The organism is Pseudomonas sp. GNP014 (assembly GCF_054344005.1).
On the sequence record NZ_JBTGUS010000001.1, the window covers coordinates 2,860,431 to 2,877,304 of the forward strand.

Sequence of the window (16,874 nt, forward strand, 5' to 3'; positions counted from 1 at the left end):
TATTTGTTGTGTGGTCTGTTTAAAGCGAGGAGGGTCTGATGCGGTGCCAGTCCAGGCGCTTCGAAGCTCAAAGCGCCTCTGGACGGGTGTAAAACCGGGTGTTACTTCTTGCCCAGGCTGATCTGCTTGGACGGACCGAACGTCTGGCCACTGACGCCTTTGGCAATTTGCTGAATTTCGCCGCCGGACTTGAGGAACGCTGCGATCTGATCGTTGATCGATTCGCTGGTTTCAACGGCTGGAGCTGGCTTTGCTTTGCTGGTGGATGCTTTTACACGCATGGCGGCCATTAACCTGTAGAAAAGTAACTCGGCCAGGCATCGTACAGGAATAACTTGACAATTGCTTGGTAAATATCCCCCGGAATAACCCACTGGGTTACTGCATTATTGTCGATTAATTACTTGGAATATCTGCCTAACCTGCTGTTTTAAATAAGAACAGTGATGCTTTTGGGCACGCTGATATCACGCGGGCATGGACCGCACCCGACTGACGAGCGGCACCTGGCGTGTGCGCAGCCAAGGAAAATCAAGACTCCGCGCAGATTTTGCGCAACGTGCCGATCTGCCGCCCGACGTTGCCGGTAAAACCGGGTAGAATGCCGCCCACGCAATGAGGGTTCTGGAAATGGCTTTAGTCGGGCGTTACAACAGTTTGCAAGTGGTTAAACACACTAACTTCGGTTTATATCTGGACGGCGGTGCTGACGGCGAAATTCTTTTGCCCAACCGTTATATCCCCAAAGATATTCCCAGCGAAGATGAAGACTGGCTCAACGTATTTATTTATCTGGACAGCGAAGACAAACTTCTCGCTACCACGGAAAAACCAAAAGTTCAGGTCGGTGAATTTGCCAGCCTGAAAGTTGTTGAAGTCAACAGCATCGGTGTGTTCCTCGATTGGGGCTTGCCGAAGGATCTGTTGCTGCCGTATTCCGAAGAAAAACGGCAGATGACGGCTGGCGAGTACTGCGTGGTGCACGTCTACCTCGACAAGCACACCCGGCGTATCACCGCCACCGCGCGCCTGGATCGTTACCTCGACAAAACCCCGGCCAACTACAGTGCCGGGCAGGAAGTCGATCTGCTGGTGGCCGAAGCCACCGACATGGGCTTCAAGGCGATCATCAACAACAAGCACTGGGGCTTGATCCACAAGAATGAAATCTTCAAGTTCATGCGTTCCGGCATGCGCGAGAAGGGCTTCATCAAGGAAGTGCGCGCCGACGGCAAAATCAGTCTCAGCCTGCAACCGGTGGGTCAGGAAGCGGCCAGCAGCCTGAGTTCGAAGATCCTCACCAAGTTGCGCGAAAATGACGGCACCCTGGCGGTCAGCGACAAGAGCGATCCGGCACTGATCAGCAGCCTGTTCGGCGTCAGCAAGGGCAACTTCAAGAAGGCCATCGGTTCGTTGTACAAGGATGGCAAGATCGTCATTCATGCCGATCGCATTGAACTAACCTGAGCCTTTCGGAGCCCATGTTGCATGGGCTCATTCGAGGTCGGGTAAATGAAAAAAACGCTGCTTGCTTATATCTCCACGCTGTTGGCATTTCTGCTGCTCGACGGTATCTGGCTCGGCTTGTTGATGGCGCCGACCTATCGCGAGTTGCTCGGTGCGCTGATGCTCGAAAAACCGTTGCTGGTTCCGGCAGCGGTTTTTTATTGCCTGTATGTTTTTGGCTGCGTGGTGTTTGCGGTGTTGCCGGCGGCGACGTGGCAATGGGCGGCGAAGCGCGGGGCTTTGCTGGGGCTGGTGGCGTATGGCACCTATGACCTGACCAATTGGGCGACGTTGCGCGGGTGGTCGGTGCAGGTGACCCTGATGGATTGGGCGTGGGGGACGTTTGCCACGGCTGTGGCTTGTACTGTCGGGTTTTTGCTTACCAGACGACTGCTCAATTCAGCTTCTTGAACTGGGTTGATTGAGCTGACGTCATCGCTGGCAAGTCAGACTCCCACAGGTTTTTGTGTCGAACAAAGGCTCAGTGAGCAACCCGGTCATTGTGGGAGCTGACTTGCCAGCGATTCGCGGCGCAGCCGACAACCATCCCCCGCTGACGCAACAGACAAACTGAATGTCTTTTCCAGACGGCTTTTTCTGTCTGGCTGATTGATAATCCCCGACATTGATTTGTGACCATTGGATGGCCTGCCATGTTGTGTGTAATCGAGGTGTTGCCGTGAGTGTCGATCGGCGCAATGCCGATCGTTTTGCCCTGCAGGTGATGATCGGCCTGTGCCTGATCTGGGGCGTGCAGCAGGTGATGATCAAGTGGGCTGCAGCGGACATTGCCCCGGTGATGCAGGCGGCGGGGCGCTCGGGGATTTCCGCGCTGCTGGTGGGCTTGCTGATTTGCTGGAAGGGCGGTTGGGCGCAGGTCGGCAACACCTGGCGTGGCGGCTTGCTGGCCGGTGCGCTGTTTGGTCTGGAGTTCTTCTTCATCGCCGAAGGCTTGCAGCTGACCTCCGCGGCGCACATGTCGGTGTTCCTCTACACCGCGCCGATTTTCACCGCACTGGGCGTGCATTTTCTGTTGGCCAGCGAACGCCTGCGGCCGTTGCAATGGTTGGGCATCCTGCTCGCGTTCATCGGTATTGCGATAGCCTTCGCCGGCGGCGTGTCGTGGGATAACCTCGACCACCGCATGCTGCTCGGCGATGCCTTGGGTGTGCTCGCGGGTGCCTGCTGGGGGGCGACCACCGTCGTGGTGCGTGCCTCGCGGCTGTCGGAAGCGCCGGTCACCCTGACCCTGTTCTATCAGTTGATCGTCGGCTTCCTCGGCCTGTTGTTGATCGCGCTGTTCAGCGGCCAGATCAGCCATGTCAGCCTGACACCCGTGGCAGTGGCCAGCGTGCTGTTCCAGGGCCTGGTGGTGTCGTTCTTCAGTTACCTGATCTGGTTCTGGCTGCTGCGCCGTTATCTGGCGGCCAACCTCGCGGTGTTCTCGTTCATGACGCCGCTGTTCGGCGTCACCTTCGGCGTGTTGTTGCTCGGCGAACCGCTGAGCGTGAACTTCGTCATCGGCGCCGTGCTGGTGTTGCTCGGCATCACCTTTGTCAGCGCTGAGCAGTGGGTGCGTCGGCGTTTGCGCAAAGCGCTCGGCCAGGGTTAATCGAGTGCATGGCCAGCCCGCCGGCGATCAGCAAACCGCTGCCGGCGATCACCAGCGCGGGATGCAGGCTGGCGCTGAAATGTGTGCTCAACGCCGCCAGTAACGGACCGCTGAGTTGACCGACGGCAAAGCAGGCGGTCAGCAGGCCGGCGTTGCGCTGGGTCGCGTGGGGCGCCAGTTCCCGCGAGCGCTGCATGACCAGTTGCATGCACGCCAGAAACGGTGTGCCGCAAAGCATCACGCCGAGTGCCAGGCCGAGACCGCTGCCCAGCAGACAGGCAAACACCCCGGCGGCCTGCAGCCACAACGTCGCCATCAACCAGTGCCGCGTGGTCTGCGGATCGTGCCGGCGCAAGCTCACCAGTACCACGCCGATCGCGGCGCCGAGACCGAAGCACGGCCAGAACAGATCCGCCTGCCACTGTCCGTGAAATTGCGCGTTGGCCATCTGCGAAAGAAACGTCGCCGGGATGATGTAGCCGATGCCGTACAGGGCGTAGATCACGCCCAGACGCCCGATGCCGCGATGCGAGGCGCTACTGCTCGCCGCAGTGACCGCTTGCGCCGCGACCGGCTGCGGCAGAAGCCGCCAGACGCCCAGCATCATCAGCAGTGCGGCCGCTGCGTATATCAGCCACAACGTCGAAGATGTTTGCTGCAACAGATGTGAGATCAGTGCCAGCAATCCCGTCAGAACAATCCCCAGACCCGGCCCGGCAAAAACCAGCGCTCCGAGACGTGGACGACCCGCTGCCGCCGCCAGGGGCTGACTCAGTGAAGTGATCATCACCAGCACCCAGGCACTGGCCACCCCGGTGCCGAAGCGCAACACCAGGTGTGACCAGAAACCATTGGCCCAGAACGATGCCAGGGTCAGCAACACGCACAACCACAAGCCGCCGTGCAGACGCCGCTGCACCTGTTGCGGGCGATGGGCGAACATCGCATCCACCGCACCCAGCAGGTAACCAAGGTAATTGGCCGCCGCAATCAGACTGGCGGCTGTCAGGTCGATCTGGCCTTCGCTGAGCAGGTGCGGCATTTGCGGGGTGAGGGCAAAACGGCCGATGCCCATGGCCATCATCAGGGCGACGAAGCAGGCGGATAAGCGAATCAGTGGCGACATGGTCGGGATTCCGTTGAAGGATCAATGACCGTCAGGCTAGGACTGATTGACTTTCTTTAAAATTGAATAATAGTGAGTAACTTGTTCAGTTAAGGAGAAGGCTTGTGGAGTTCAGCCAGCTGCGGATTTTTCAGGCGGTCGCCGAAGAAGGCTCGATCACCCGCGCCGCCGAACGCTTGCACCGAGTGCCGTCGAACCTGTCGACGCGCCTTAAACAGCTGGAAGAACAGCTGGGTGTCGAACTGTTCGTGCGTGAGCGTCAGCGTTTGCAGCTGTCACCTGCGGGAAAAGTCCTGCTGGACTACACCGGCAAGCTGTTTGCCCTGCGCGATCAGGCCAGTGCGGCGGTGATGGGCGGGCAACCGGCCGGCGACTTTGTCCTCGGTACCATGTACAGCACGGCGGCGATTCATCTGCCGGCCCTGTTGGCGCGTTATCACAAGCAATACCCGGCGGTGAACCTGCAGGTGCAATCGGCGCCGAGCGGCGAATTACTGGAAGGTTTGCTGACCGGGCGCCTCGACGCCGCGCTGGTGGACGGCCCGCTGGAACTGGCCGGGCTCGATGGCGTGCCGCTGTGCGAGGAACGTCTGGTGCTGATCACCGAAACCGATCACCCGCCGGTACGCAGCGCCAAGGATGTGGAAGGGCGCTCGGTGTTTACCTTTCGTCGTGGCTGTTCCTACCGCATGCGCCTGGAGGCGTGGTTTTCGCACTATCACGCGACGATGGGCCGCGCGATGGAGATCGAGTCCTACCAGGGCATGCTCGCCTGCGTGATTGCCGGCAGTGGGGTCGCGCTGATGTCGGAGTCGATGCTCGCCAGTCTGCCTGGGCGCGAGAGTGTCGCCGCGCACCTGTTGGCCGAGCCATTCGTGGGTGCGACAACATGGCTCATGTGGCGCAAGGGCATGGTCGGCGCCAACCTGAACGCGTGGGTCGAGGTGCAGCAGGCTGTCTATCCTGCGGCTCAGATTGAAGCGCGAGAAACGGCGTGAACCCATACCCGCGAATTCTGTTCAATTCAGTAACAGATCATTGCGGATTTGCCCGAGCATTGCGTAGGACTTCGGACTATTATCAGTGCGAAGCGGCCTCAGAATTCCGGCCGCTCAGCACCACCCTGAAGGGGGCATGACGATGAAAGAGAAAATTCAAAACTGGCTGCACGACTTGGGTGTCGCCCTCGGCTTGATCGAACCGCCTCTGCAACCTGTACCGATTCGCACCGATGACGAGCAGCGCCGCCGTCAACAACGGCGCCGGTAGGTAAATCAGCCTGTGAGTGCCACTAGTTGTGGCGAGGGAGTTTGCTCGCGGTCGGCTGCGCAGCAGTCGTAAAGTCAGTGAGCAACGTCTGTCAGGCACAATTGGCGGCTGCTGCGCAGCTCGGTGGGAGCCAGCTCCCTCGCCACAGGGTTTTATCTCAGCCCTGTGGACGTGTTTGGCAAATCCTCTCAATGCCTGCCAATCTCCAGCAAAAACCGGCTCAAGTCCTTCGCCGTTTTCGCGGTCTTGAGCATCCGGTCTTCCTCGGCGGTGAATGCCGTGAGTCCGAATTCATCCTCCAGATGAAAGATCAGATCTTCGATATCCGCCTTTTCCAGGCCCAATTGCACCAGGCTGGTGTTGTCGGTGAATTCACGCGACTCCAGCAGGCGCCGAATGTATCGGTGCACGGCGGCACGCACGGCAGCTTTTCTCATGGCAGATATTTCTAGTTGTTTTCTTGCTTGAGTACAGCAGGCCTCACGCGTGGCCGCGCAACCATTCGTCAATCATCGAGCGCAAATGCTCACCGGAAAAACTGCCGAAATGTCCGCCATGAACGGTACGGACCGGTAATGCCTGCAAGCGGCGCAGGCTGGCGGCGTAATCGTGCAGATTGGAGTGGTAGGCGTCTTCGATCAACGGCCCGTCGTAGATGATGTCGCCGCTGAACAGGGTTTGCGTCGCGGCTTCGTACAGGCTGATTCCGCCCGGTGAATGCCCCGGTGTGTGCAGCACTTGCAGCGTGCGGTTGCCCAGGTCCAGCACGTCGCCGTCCTCGACCCATCCGGTGGCTGGCGCAGCCTTGACCCGGTATTCGGCGTAGCACAACGGACAATCGGGATGCGCCTCGAACATGTCATCGCCGACGAAGGCGCGGCTCAAGTCATTCTCGCCATCCGGCGCGGCGAGAATATCTGCCTCGGCCGGATGTACCAGACGTTCGGCGAATTCGTGATGCCCGGCAATATGGTCGAAGTGGCAATGACTGGCCACTGCCACCAGCGGCCGCTCGGTGATCCACGGCAACTGCTCGCGCAGGCTGACCAGCCCCGAGCCGCTGTCCAGCAACAAGTCTTTGTCGCGGCCCTGAACGTGCCAAAGGTTGCAGCGATAGAACGGGCGAATGTAAGGCTCATGAATCAGCCGGATGCCATCGCTCAACGTCTGCACTTCAAACCATTGATCGCGGGGAACGATCTTCATATTCACTGTTTCTCCAGACCCAAAAAAACGGGTGTGGCAACCGACGCCACACCCGTCGAAGAAAGCATCAAGTCGTTACATCGAAGCTTAGATCGCGCTCGCCGCGGTTGCCGGACGAGGGGAGACCAGGCTGACCACTACAAAACTCACCAGGCCGACCGCCAGGCTGTAGTAGATCGGCGTGTTGGCATCCAGACCGTCCTTGAACATGAACAGCAGCGCGGTGGCGAAACCCAGACCCATGCTGGCGATGGCGCCGGCGGTGGTCGCACGTTTCCAGAAAATCGCGCCGATCAGCGGGATCAGCATGCCGCCCACCAACAGGTTGTAGGCGAGGGTCAGGGCGCTGATCACATCGTTCACCACCAGGGCGATACCGAGAACCACGACACCGGTCAGCAAGGTGAACAGGCGGTTGATGCCCAGGCTCGATTGTTTGCCGCCACGCAGTTTCGGCAGCAGGTCTTCGGTCAGGGTGGTGGCCGCCGCGAGCAGGCCGGCACTGGCGGTGGACATCATGGCCGCCAGCGCAGCGGCGATCACCAGGCCCCGGATACCGTCCGGCAGCGACAGTTTGACGATGGCGGCGAAGGCGTTGTTGACGTTGTCCAGATCCGGGATCAGCACGTGCGCGGCCATGCCGATCAGCGCGCAGGCCAGACCGTAGAGGATGCAATAGATACCGGCGAGGCTGCCGGCGTATTGGGCGACTTTGGCGGTCTTGACGGTGAACACCCGTTGCCAGATGTCCTGACCGATCAGGATGCCAAAGAAGTAGATCATGAAGTAGGTGATGATCGTGTCCCAGCCGATGGTGGTGAAGTTGAACGCCGCTGCCGGCAGCTTCAGCACCAGTTCGTCCCACCCGCCAACGCGGTACAGGCAGATCGGCAAGAGGATGAACATCAGGCCGACGGTCTTGATGATGAACTGGACGATGTCGGTCAGGGTCAGCGACCACATCCCGCCAATCGCCGAGTAGATCACCACCACACCACCGCCAAGCAGCACGGAGATCCAGAACGGCAGGCCGAACAGTACTTGCAGTACGGTGCCGATCGCCAGGATCGAGGTCACGCCGATCATCAGCGCGTAGGCCAGCATGATCGCCGCGCTCGCCGAGCGGGCCATCGGGTTGTAGCGTTTTTCCAGGACCTGGGTAACGGTGTAGATCTTCAGTTTCAGCAACGGTTTGGCGAGAAACAGGTTCAGCGCGACGATGCCGCAGCCCAGTGCCGCGCACAGCCAGAAACCGGAGATGCCGTGCACATAGCCCAGACGCACAGTGCCGACGGTGGACGCGCCACCGAGTACGGTCGCGGCCATGGTGCCCATGTACAGGCTTGGGCCGAGGTTACGCCCGGCGACCAGAAAGTCCTCGTTGGTCTTGGCCTTGCGCATGCCGTAGTAGCCGAGCAAGAGCATGCCGGCGGCGTAGATGAGGACGACGAATAAATCCAAAGCCATGATGGCGTGTCTCCGATTGTCTTTTTTATGTTGAGGCTGAATTCAGTCTCCTGTGGGAGCGAGCTTGCTCCGGGCGGCGATCCGACGAAGGCGTCGGCACATTCAAAAGTGATGTGACTGAAAGATCGCTTTCGCGAGCAAGCTCACTCCCGCAGGGGATAGGTGTTTACTCAGGCGGCTTGCGCTTTAGTCGACGGTTCCCCGACTTGGCTGCGGGCATCCTTCGGGCCGAACACTTCCCGTGGTTCCGGGAACAGGCTCAGCAGCGTCAGGTACACCACCGACGCCAGGCCCAGGGTCACCGGCAAGCTGATGTCGATGCCACCGGCCATCTCGCCCAGCGGGCCGACGAACTGCCCCGGCAGGTTGACGAAGCACAGGCCAACCGCCGCGCTCGGGATCCACGCGCCCAGACCACGCCAGTTCCAGCCGTGGTTGAACCAGTAGCGGCCGCCCTGTTCGCCACGGGTGAACACTTGCAAGTCATCCGGGCAGTAGAAGCCGCGACGTACCAGCAGGCCGATGATCATGATCACCATCCACGGGGTGGTGCAGGTGATGATCAGCACAGCGAAGGTCGACACGCTCTGCACCAGGTTCGCCGCGAAGCGCCCGATGAAGATGAAGGCAATCGACAGCACGCCGATCAGCAGCGTCGCCTTGACCCGCGACAGCACGCGTGGGAACACGCTGGACATGTCCAGCCCGGTGCCATACAGCGAAGTGGTGCCGGTGGACATGCCACCGATCACCGCAATCAGGCACACCGGCAGGAAGAACCAGCTCGGCGACACCGCCAGCAAACCACCCACGTAGTTGTTCGCCGCGATGTAGTCCGGCGCCTTGATCGCGACAATGGTCGCGGTGGCCAGACCGAACAGGAACGGAATGAACGTGGCGATCTGCGACAGCACCACGGCGGCCATGATCCGCTGCTTGGAGGTGTCACGCGGGATGTAGCGCGACCAGTCGCCGAGGAACGCACCGAAGGAAATCGGGTTGCTCATCGCCACCAGCGCAGCGCCGATGAACGCCGCCCAGAAGCCCGGTTGACCGAGGCTCACCGTGCCGGCGTAATTCACGTCGAAAGGCCCGGCAAAGGCGAAGATGCCCAGCAGGAACAACAGGCTGGCGCTCCACACCGCGATCTTGTTCACCCACAGCAGGAAGCGGAAGCCGTAGATGCACACGGTCAGCACCAGAATCGCGAACAGACCGTAGGCCAGGCCCAGGGTCAGGTCGGTTTCCGGCAAACCGATCAGGCGTTTCGCACCACCGATCAGCGCATCCCCCGAACTCCACACCGAGAGCGAGAAAAACGCGATAGCGGTCAACAGCGACAGGAATGAACCGACGATCCGCCCGTGCACGCCGAAGTGCGCACCGGAGGACACGGCATTGTTGGTACCGTTGATCGGGCCGAACAGGCCCATCGGTGCGAGGATCAGCGAACCGAGCAGCACGCCCAGCACAATCGCCCAGACGCCAGCCTGAAAAGACAGGCCGAACAGCACCGGGAAACTGCCGAGCACGGCGGTGGCAAAGGTGTTCGAACCACCGAAGATCATCCGGAACAAGTCCGTCGGGCCTGCGGTGCGTTCGTGGTCCGGGATCTGCTCGACCCCGTGGGTTTCGATTTGCGTAAGGCTTTGGTCGTTGTTGTTGTTATTCATGATCTGCTCCGATCATAAAGGCGCGCCTCATCGTGCGTGTGGCGTCACCTGTTTGGCTAAGGGGATGGCAGCCCTTCCGGCATTGCGGACAAATGTTCGTGGCAGGCCAGCCAATGGCCTTGTTGTTCTAGGCTCGACGCTTGTTTCCTGAAAACAATCGTCTCGCGCTCCTGGCTGAAGTGTTGCTCCCCTTGCATGCGCAGCTCGGTGGCCACGTCATGGATGAAAATCGCCACATCACCTTGCAGGCTGACGAAGGCGTTGCTCGACGTGCACGACAGCACTTCAAAGCCATCCTCGGCGCGCCAGCGGTCCCACAAGGCCTGATAGGCATCGCGCGACAGCAGGGGCTGTTCGAGGGTGTAGAACACGAAACTCGCATCGGCGCTGAACGCGCCGAAGTAAGCTTCGCGATCGTTGCGGGCGAAGGCGGACACCAGATCGGCAGCCGCTTTCAGAACCTGATCACGTTCGTTCATGGCCGAACCCTCAGCGGTGGACCACGCCAGGCAGTACGCAGAGCATTTCGTACAGCAGGTTGGCGGCCAGCAGCGAGGTGTTGCCGGTCGTGTCATAAGCCGGCGAGACTTCTACCAGATCGCAACCGATCAGGTCGAGGCCCTGGCAGCCACGGACGATTTCAATCGCCTGAATGGTCGTCAGGCCACCGATTTCCGGGGTACCGGTGCCCGGTGCCCAGGCCGGGTCGATGCCGTCGATGTCGAAGCTCAGGTACACCGGACCGCCGCCGACTTTCTCTCGCACTTCGGCCATCAGTGGCGCCAGCGACTTGTGCCAGCACTCTTCGGCTTGAACAACGCGGAAGCCCTGATCGCGGCTCCAGTTGAAGTCGTCAGCGGTGTAACCCTGCGCGCGCAGACCAATCTGCACCACGCGGTCGCAGTCCAGAAGGCCTTCTTCGACGGCGCGACGGAAGGTCGTACCGTGGGCGATCTTCTCGCCGAACATGTGATCGTTGACGTCAGCGTGCGCATCAATGTGCACCAGACCGACCTTGCCGTGCTTCTTGTGAATCGCCCGCAGGATCGGCAGGGTGATGGTGTGGTCGCCACCCAGGGTCATCGGAATCACGTTGTGCTCGAGGATGTTGTCGTAGGCTTCTTCGATGATGCGCACGGCGTCGAGCAGGTTGAAGGTGTTGATCGCTACGTCACCGATGTCGGCGACCGACAGCGAGTCGAACGGGGCGGCGCCGGTGGCCATGTTGTACGGGCGGATCATCACCGATTCGGTGCGGATGTCGCGTGGCCCGAAGCGGGTGCCGGGGCGCAGCGACGTGCCGATGTCCAGGGGCACGCCAACGAAGGCCGCGTCCAGGCCGGCAGCAGTCGGTACATGGGGAAGTCGGAGCATGGTGGCGATGCCGCCGAAGCGCGGCATTTCGTTGCCGCCCAGTGGTTGGTGAAGAATCTTGTCCACGGGTAGGGCCTCATCGTCATTGTTTTATTTATGTCGGCGCGCCGTGCAGGGGATGTCCGGGCGCCGCTGTGGGACCGATTCTGCGAAATGTAGTGCGGCGGAAGAATCGCTACGGGCAAAAACTTAGTTCAGATTTTTCTAAACTAATGGCGACGCCGGGATTAGACTTTGCGGTCTCGGGATTCTGGCCAGGCTGAACATTGTTGCCCTCACCCCAGCCCTCTCCCGGAGGGAGAGGGGGCCGACCATGTTGTTAGCGGAATTTGCATCGACCTGAAAAATCGAGTCGAACTCAGGATTTGAAAGCCATGGAGATCAGCTCCCTCTCCCTCCGGGAGAGGGCTGGGGTGAGGGAAGGTTCTATCAGGCGACACATTTCTAAAGCCCGGAGTAGACATGGCCAACGCTTTACCCGACCTGAAACTGTTGCGCATCTTCGTCAGCGTCGTGCGCCATCAAGGCTTCGCCAATGCGCAGCAGGAACTCAACCTGTCGACGTCGGCGATCAGCACTTACATGAGTCAGCTCGAAGCGGCGCTGGGGCTGGTGCTGTGTCATCGCGGACGCGGCGGGTTCAGCCTGACCAGCAAGGGTGAACTGTTCCATCAGGAAACCCTGCGCCTGCTGGCCGAGCTCGAAGGTTTCGAGCAATACGCCGCTGCGCTCAAGGGCGAACTGCGCGGTACGCTCAACCTTGGGGTGATCGACTCCACCGTCAGCGACAAGGCCTTGCCGTTCGCCGAAGCCATCGGCGCCTACAGCCAGGAACACCCGGCGGTGCATTTGCACCTGTCGGTGATGAGCCCGTACGAACTGCAGCTCGGCGTGCAGGACAACCGTCTCGATCTGGCCATCGGTGCGTTTTCCACGCGCATGAGCGGGCTGGTCTACATGCCGCTGTACCGCGAACAGCATTGGCTGTATTGCAGCAGCCGGCATCCGTTGTTCAACGAGCGGCGCATTCCCGAACAGGTCATCACCCAGCAGCGCATGGTCGGTCGTGGGTACTGGAGCCAGGCGGAACTGGCGCGCCACGGTTTCAAACACAGCGCCGCCACGGTGGAAAGTATGGAGGCGCAGCTGATTCTGGTGCTGTCCGGCGCCTACATCGGTTATTTGCCGGAACACTACGCTCAGGCCTGGGCCGACAAGGGCGACTTGCGCGTGTTGCTGCCGGCGACGTTCGGTTACCAGGCGCCATTTTCGATGATCATGCGCCGGGGCCGCAGCCGCGAGCCGCTGATCCAGACCTTTCGTGATTTGCTCAAAGCACAGCTCAATCAGGCTTAAGAATGTCCAGACCTCAATGCCCGCGCTGCCTGCGCCCCCAAACCCATTGCCTGTGCCCGCTGATCCCGCGCCTCGACAGCCGCACCCGGGTCTTGCTGTTGCAGCATCCGAGCGAGGTCAATCACGCGCTCAACACCGCACGATTGGCGGCGCTGGGTTTGACCAATGCCGAACTGATTGTCGGTGAAGTTTTCGAGGATCTGTCGACACTGTTGAACCGGCCGGGGTATCAGGCGCGGTTGTTGTTTCCCGCCGACGATGCGCAGCCGATGCAGGCTTACCGCGAATCTGATCAACCGTTGTTGCTGGTGGTGCCGGATGGCACCTGGCGCAAGGCGCGCAAGATGCTCCATCTCAATCCGCTGCTGGCGGCGCTGCCCCGGGTGACGCTCGCCGAGGGCGGAGTGTCGCGTTATCGCTTGCGCAAGGCGCCGGGACCGGGGGCGTTGTCGACCATCGAGGCGATTGTGCAGGCACTGGAAACCCTCGAAGCGCCGGCGACGTTCGCGCCGTTGCTCAAGCCGTTCGAAGCGTTGATAGAGGGGCAGATTGCGGCGATGGGGGAGGAGGTTTTTCAGCGCAATCATGCTGAAAAATAATCGCTGCTTCTGCTGGCCTCATCGCTGGCAAGCCAGCTCCCACAGGTTTCTGTGGTATTCACAGGTTTGTGTTCGACACGGACACTGTGGGAGCTGGCTTGCCAGCGATGAGGCCAGTCAATTCACCACAAAATCCAGACATCTCTAGCGCTCGCGCATCGCCTCGGTCCGCGCCTTCAGCACGGGTTTAAGCAGATAATCCAGCACGCTTTTCTCCCCGGTAATGATGTCCACCGTCGCCACCATTCCCGGAATGATCAGCAACGGCTTCGCATCCCCGCCCAAATGGTTTTTATCGGTGCGCACCTGAATCAGGTAGAAGCTGTTGCCTTTGTCATCGGTGATGGTGTCGGCGCCGATCAGTTCCAGTTTTGCGCTCAGCCCGCCGTAGATCGTGTAGTCGTAAGCGCTGAACTTGACCATGGCTTTCTGGCCCGGATGCAGGAACGCGACGTCCTGCGGACGAACCTTGGCCTCGATCAGCAGGTTGTCTTCCAGCGGCACGATTTCCACCATGTCGCTGCCAGGCTGCACCACGCCGCCGATGGTATTGACCTTGAGCTGCTTGATCACCCCGTGCACCGGCGAGGTCACGGTGGTGCGGCTGACGCGGTCGTCGATGGCGATGCTCGACGCGGTGATTTTCGACAGGTCGGTGCGCTTCTGATTGAGGTCCTTGGCGGCGTCGGAGCGGAAGGTCTGTTCCGATTCGTCGATCTTGCTCTTGATCTCGTTGATCGCCGATTCGGCCCGGGGGATGGCCAGCGTCGTCGCGTTCAGCGAACCGCGAATCTCCACTGCGCTGCGCTTGAGCCGCAGGATTTCCACCGGCGATACCGCACCGGTGCCGACCAGCGGCGCCGACATGTTCATCTCTTGCTGCAGCAACGCCAGGCTGGAGCTGTACTGGCCCTGTTTGGAACGGAACTCCGCCAGTTCCTGAGTCTTCTGCCGCAGTTGTTCGGTGAGGGTCCGTTGCTCGCTGGCCAGCCGCCGTTGGCGCTGGTCGTACAGTGCCCGTTCGTCTTCGGCGACCTGTGGCGCCTTGGCAATCACCTCGTCAGACAGCTTGAACGGGCGCCCCTCGGCTTCGGCGGAAAGGCGTTCGACTTGCGCGGTCAGGGCGTAACGGTCGGCCTCGCTCTCACCCTTGTTCGACAGGAAGCGCGTGTCATCCAGGCGCAATAGCTTGTCGCCCTTGTTCACCATCTGCCCTTCACGCACGAAAATCTCGGTGACGATCCCGCCCTCAAGGTTCTGGATCACCTGGATCTTGCTCGACGGAATCGCCTTGCCTTCGCCCATGGTCACTTCTTCGAGCACCGCGAACTTGGCCCAGACCAACGCACTGATCAGCAGCGCTGCGGCCAGCCACACGGTAATCCGCGACCAGCGTGGCGAATCCTGCAAGGAGGCGCCGGCGGTTTCCGGCATGAACTCGGCTTCGGCGCTTTTGCCGAAACTGTCGAAGTAGCCGCGTGATTTGCCATCGGATGCAGCTGACATGGGTAACTCCTAGACCGCCGCCGAGCCGACGCGGCCCTTGCGCAGTGCATCAATGACCGCTTCTTTCGGACCGTCGGCAACGACCCGGCCGTTGTCCAGCACCAGCAGCCGGTCCACCAGACTGAGCATCGAGGTGCGATGGGTGACCAGCAGCAGCGTCTTGCCTTGCACCCAGCCGTGCAGCTTCTGGCGCAGCAGGTCTTCGCTGCTGTTGTCCATGGCGCTGGTGGGTTCGTCGAGCAGCATGATCGGCGGGTCGAGCAGCAACGCCCGGGCCAGCAGCACGGCCTGGCGTTGGCCGCCGGAGAGCAATTGCCCACGCTCGCCCACGGGGCGGTCGAAACCTTGCGGGTGCTGGCGAGCCAGTTCGGTGACACCGGTCAGTTCAGCGACTTCGAGCATGCGCGAATCGGTGATGTAGCGCGCGCCGAGGGTCAGGTTGTCACGCAGGCTGCCGGCCAGCAGTGGCAGGTCGTGGGCGACGTAACCGATCTGCTGGCGCAGGTCGGCGACATCGAGTTGGCGCAGGTCGAGCCCGTCGAGCAGTAGCTGGCCTTCTTCCGGTTCGTAGAAGCCCATCAGCAATCGCGCCAGGGTGCTTTTGCCAGAGCCGCTGCGGCCGATGATGCCAACCCGTTCGCCGGGTTTGAGGCTGAAGCTGACGTTGCTCAGCGCCGGCGCGTTCTGGCCGTTGTAGTGAAAGGTCACGCCACTGACGTCCAGCGCACCTTGCAACTGGGTGCGCTCCAGTGGCCGTTGCTTGCCGTCGCGCTCCTGCGGCAGGCCCATCAGCGCATCGGTGCTTTTCATGGTCAGTTGCGCTTGCTGGTAGCGGGTGATCAGCCCGGCGATTTGCCCCAGTGGCGCGAGTACGCGGCTGCCGAGCATGTAACTGGCGACCAGTGCACCGACGCTGAGGTTGCCGGCGATGATGCTGTAGACCCCGGCGACAATCGTCGCCATCCCGGAAAACTGCTGAATGAACAGCGTGCCGTTGGTCGCCAGCGCCGAAAGGTTGCGCGCATGACTGTCGAGGCGGGTGAGGGCGCCATGGGTGCTTTCCCATTTGTGCTGGCGCTCGCTTTCGGCACTGCACGCCTTGAGGGTTTCCAGGCCGCCGAGGGTTTCGATCAGCAGCGCCTGGCGTTCGGCACCCAGGCTCAGGCTCTTCTGCACGGTGTCGCGCAGGCGCACCTGAATCGCCAGGGCAAAGATGATCGTGATCGGAAACGCCAGCAGCGGAATCACCACCAGCCAGCCGCCGAGCAGGCCGATCACCACCAGCATCAACACCACGAAAGGCAGGTCGATCAGGCTGGTCAGGGTTACCGCCGTGAGGAATTCGCGCAGGCCCTGAAAGTCATGAATGCTCTGGGCGAATCCGCCGATGGTCGCCGGGCGCGCCTTCATCGACATGCCGGTGATGCGTTCGAATAAAGTCGCAGAAAGGATCACATCGGTCTTCTTGCCGGCGGTGTCGAGCAGGTGCGCGCGCACTACCCGCAGGACCAGTTCGAACCCGGTGCCGATCAGCAAACCGATCGACAGCACCCACAAGGTCGAAGTGGCCTGATTCGGCACCACGCGGTCGTAGGTCTGCATGACGAACAACGGCACCATCAGGCCTAAAAGATTGATCAGGAAACTGGCGAGAATCGCGTCGCTGTAGAGCCATTTCGACAGTTTCAGGGTGTCACGAAACCACGCATGCACCCGTGGCACCAGCGGCGAACGCAAGTCTTCCAGTTCGTGGCGCGGACGGGCGAACAAGGCCTGGCCGCTATAGTGCTCGGCGAGTTCTTCGCGACTGACCCATTGTTCGCCGCCTTCGGCTTCGCTGGGTAAAATCAGCGCCTTGCCGTCATCGCCAAAGCGCCGCAGCACGGCGGTGCGCCCGTCGTTGAGCAGCAACAGGATCGGCAGGTTCAGCGAGGAAATATCTTTCAACTCTCGGCGCAACAGACGCGCCTGCAACCCGGCCCGGGCGGCGGCGCGAGGCAGCAGGTCGAGACTCAGGCGTTGCTTGTTCAGGGGCAGCCCGGCACTCAGGCTGGCGCGGCTGACGATTGCGCCGTGGAGTTTGCAGAGGATCAACAGACCGTCGAGTAACGGATCATCGAAGCTCAGCCGCGGATCGACCCCGGAGTGGCCGGGTTCCATGCTGGTCATATTGATCGCCC

At 60.9% G+C, this 16,874-nt stretch carries 17 protein-coding genes; 7 read left to right on the forward strand and 10 right to left on the reverse strand.

Annotation, left to right across the window (positions count from 1 at the left end; all coding sequences use genetic code 11):
- Positions 1-101 precede the first annotated feature (101 nt).
- Positions 102-290: a PFL_1563 family small protein gene (locus ACXX9E_RS12885; protein WP_016985943.1), complete on the reverse strand. Its 189-nt coding sequence runs from the start codon at positions 288-290 to the stop codon at positions 102-104.
- Positions 291-630: 340 nt separating this feature from the next.
- Here ACXX9E_RS12885 and ACXX9E_RS12890 point away from each other — a divergent pair, with 340 nt between their 5' ends.
- From ACXX9E_RS12890 to ACXX9E_RS12900, 3 genes are all read left to right on the forward strand, one after another.
- A complete protein-coding gene (locus ACXX9E_RS12890) occupies positions 631-1,467 on the forward strand; it encodes a CvfB family protein (protein WP_123465591.1) in 837 nt (278 codons plus the stop codon).
- Between the two features lie 45 nt (positions 1,468-1,512).
- On the forward strand, positions 1,513-1,917 hold the full coding sequence (locus tag ACXX9E_RS12895) for a DUF2177 family protein (RefSeq protein ID WP_123465593.1): 405 nt from the start codon (positions 1,513-1,515) through the stop codon (positions 1,915-1,917).
- 268 nt (positions 1,918-2,185) lie between these two features.
- Entirely contained in the window at positions 2,186-3,118 is a 933-nt protein-coding gene (locus tag ACXX9E_RS12900) for a DMT family transporter (protein WP_458555514.1), read from the forward strand.
- Here ACXX9E_RS12900 and ACXX9E_RS12905 read toward each other — a convergent pair.
- The gene (locus ACXX9E_RS12905) at positions 3,063-4,244 is read right to left on the reverse strand and encodes an MFS transporter (protein WP_458555515.1); all 1,182 of its coding nucleotides are present in this window, start codon (positions 4,242-4,244) and stop codon (positions 3,063-3,065) included. The two genes, ACXX9E_RS12900 and ACXX9E_RS12905, sit on opposite strands and share 56 nt — an antisense overlap.
- A 104-nt stretch (positions 4,245-4,348) precedes the next feature.
- On the opposite strand from ACXX9E_RS12905, the gene ptrR reads away from it, so the two are divergent.
- On the forward strand, positions 4,349-5,242 hold the full coding sequence (ptrR, locus tag ACXX9E_RS12910; RefSeq protein ID WP_123465599.1) for a putrescine utilization regulator PtrR: 894 nt from the start codon (positions 4,349-4,351) through the stop codon (positions 5,240-5,242).
- Positions 5,243-5,384: 142 nt separating this feature from the next.
- Entirely contained in the window at positions 5,385-5,513 is a 129-nt protein-coding gene (locus ACXX9E_RS12915; protein ID WP_007914492.1) for a PA1414 family protein, read from the forward strand.
- 188 nt (positions 5,514-5,701) lie between these two features.
- Here the strand turns inward: ACXX9E_RS12915 and ACXX9E_RS12920 are convergent, their stop codons facing one another.
- From ACXX9E_RS12920 to speB, 6 genes are all read right to left on the reverse strand, one after another.
- On the reverse strand, positions 5,702-5,950 hold the full coding sequence (locus tag ACXX9E_RS12920; RefSeq protein WP_123465601.1) for an acyl carrier protein: 249 nt from the start codon (positions 5,948-5,950) through the stop codon (positions 5,702-5,704).
- Between the two features lie 43 nt (positions 5,951-5,993).
- Positions 5,994-6,719, reverse strand: a complete 726-nt coding sequence (locus tag ACXX9E_RS12925) for an MBL fold metallo-hydrolase (RefSeq protein WP_458555516.1) — start codon at positions 6,717-6,719, stop codon at positions 5,994-5,996.
- An 87-nt stretch (positions 6,720-6,806) separates the two neighbouring features.
- The gene (locus ACXX9E_RS12930) at positions 6,807-8,186 is read right to left on the reverse strand and encodes a sodium:solute symporter family protein (RefSeq protein WP_123465604.1); all 1,380 of its coding nucleotides are present in this window, start codon (positions 8,184-8,186) and stop codon (positions 6,807-6,809) included.
- A 170-nt stretch (positions 8,187-8,356) separates the two neighbouring features.
- Positions 8,357-9,859 carry a purine-cytosine permease family protein gene (locus ACXX9E_RS12935; RefSeq protein ID WP_123465607.1) on the reverse strand — a complete coding sequence of 501 codons (1,503 nt, stop codon included), beginning with the start codon at positions 9,857-9,859 and terminating at the stop codon, positions 8,357-8,359.
- 56 nt (positions 9,860-9,915) lie between these two features.
- The gene (locus ACXX9E_RS12940) at positions 9,916-10,338 is read right to left on the reverse strand and encodes a YybH family protein (protein ID WP_267805957.1); all 423 of its coding nucleotides are present in this window, start codon (positions 10,336-10,338) and stop codon (positions 9,916-9,918) included.
- 10 nt (positions 10,339-10,348) lie between these two features.
- The gene (speB, locus tag ACXX9E_RS12945; RefSeq protein WP_003222717.1) at positions 10,349-11,299 is read right to left on the reverse strand and encodes an agmatinase; all 951 of its coding nucleotides are present in this window, start codon (positions 11,297-11,299) and stop codon (positions 10,349-10,351) included.
- Between the two features lie 396 nt (positions 11,300-11,695).
- Here speB and ACXX9E_RS12950 point away from each other — a divergent pair, with 396 nt between their 5' ends.
- Positions 11,696-12,589, forward strand: coding sequence for a LysR family transcriptional regulator (locus ACXX9E_RS12950; RefSeq protein WP_007956593.1), 894 nt, complete (start codon positions 11,696-11,698; stop codon positions 12,587-12,589).
- Between the two features lie 2 nt (positions 12,590-12,591).
- Positions 12,592-13,188, forward strand: a complete 597-nt coding sequence (locus ACXX9E_RS12955) for a tRNA-uridine aminocarboxypropyltransferase (RefSeq protein ID WP_458555517.1) — start codon at positions 12,592-12,594, stop codon at positions 13,186-13,188.
- Positions 13,189-13,332: 144 nt separating this feature from the next.
- Here the strand turns inward: ACXX9E_RS12955 and ACXX9E_RS12960 are convergent, their stop codons facing one another.
- Both ACXX9E_RS12960 and ACXX9E_RS12965 read right to left on the reverse strand, forming a co-directional pair.
- Complete coding sequence (locus tag ACXX9E_RS12960; protein WP_429541304.1) at positions 13,333-14,694, reverse strand: HlyD family type I secretion periplasmic adaptor subunit; 1,362 nt, start codon at positions 14,692-14,694, stop codon at positions 13,333-13,335.
- A gap of 9 nt (positions 14,695-14,703) precedes the next feature.
- The gene (locus ACXX9E_RS12965; RefSeq protein ID WP_458555518.1) at positions 14,704-16,863 is read right to left on the reverse strand and encodes a type I secretion system permease/ATPase; all 2,160 of its coding nucleotides are present in this window, start codon (positions 16,861-16,863) and stop codon (positions 14,704-14,706) included.
- Between the last annotated feature and the right edge of the window lie 11 nt (positions 16,864-16,874).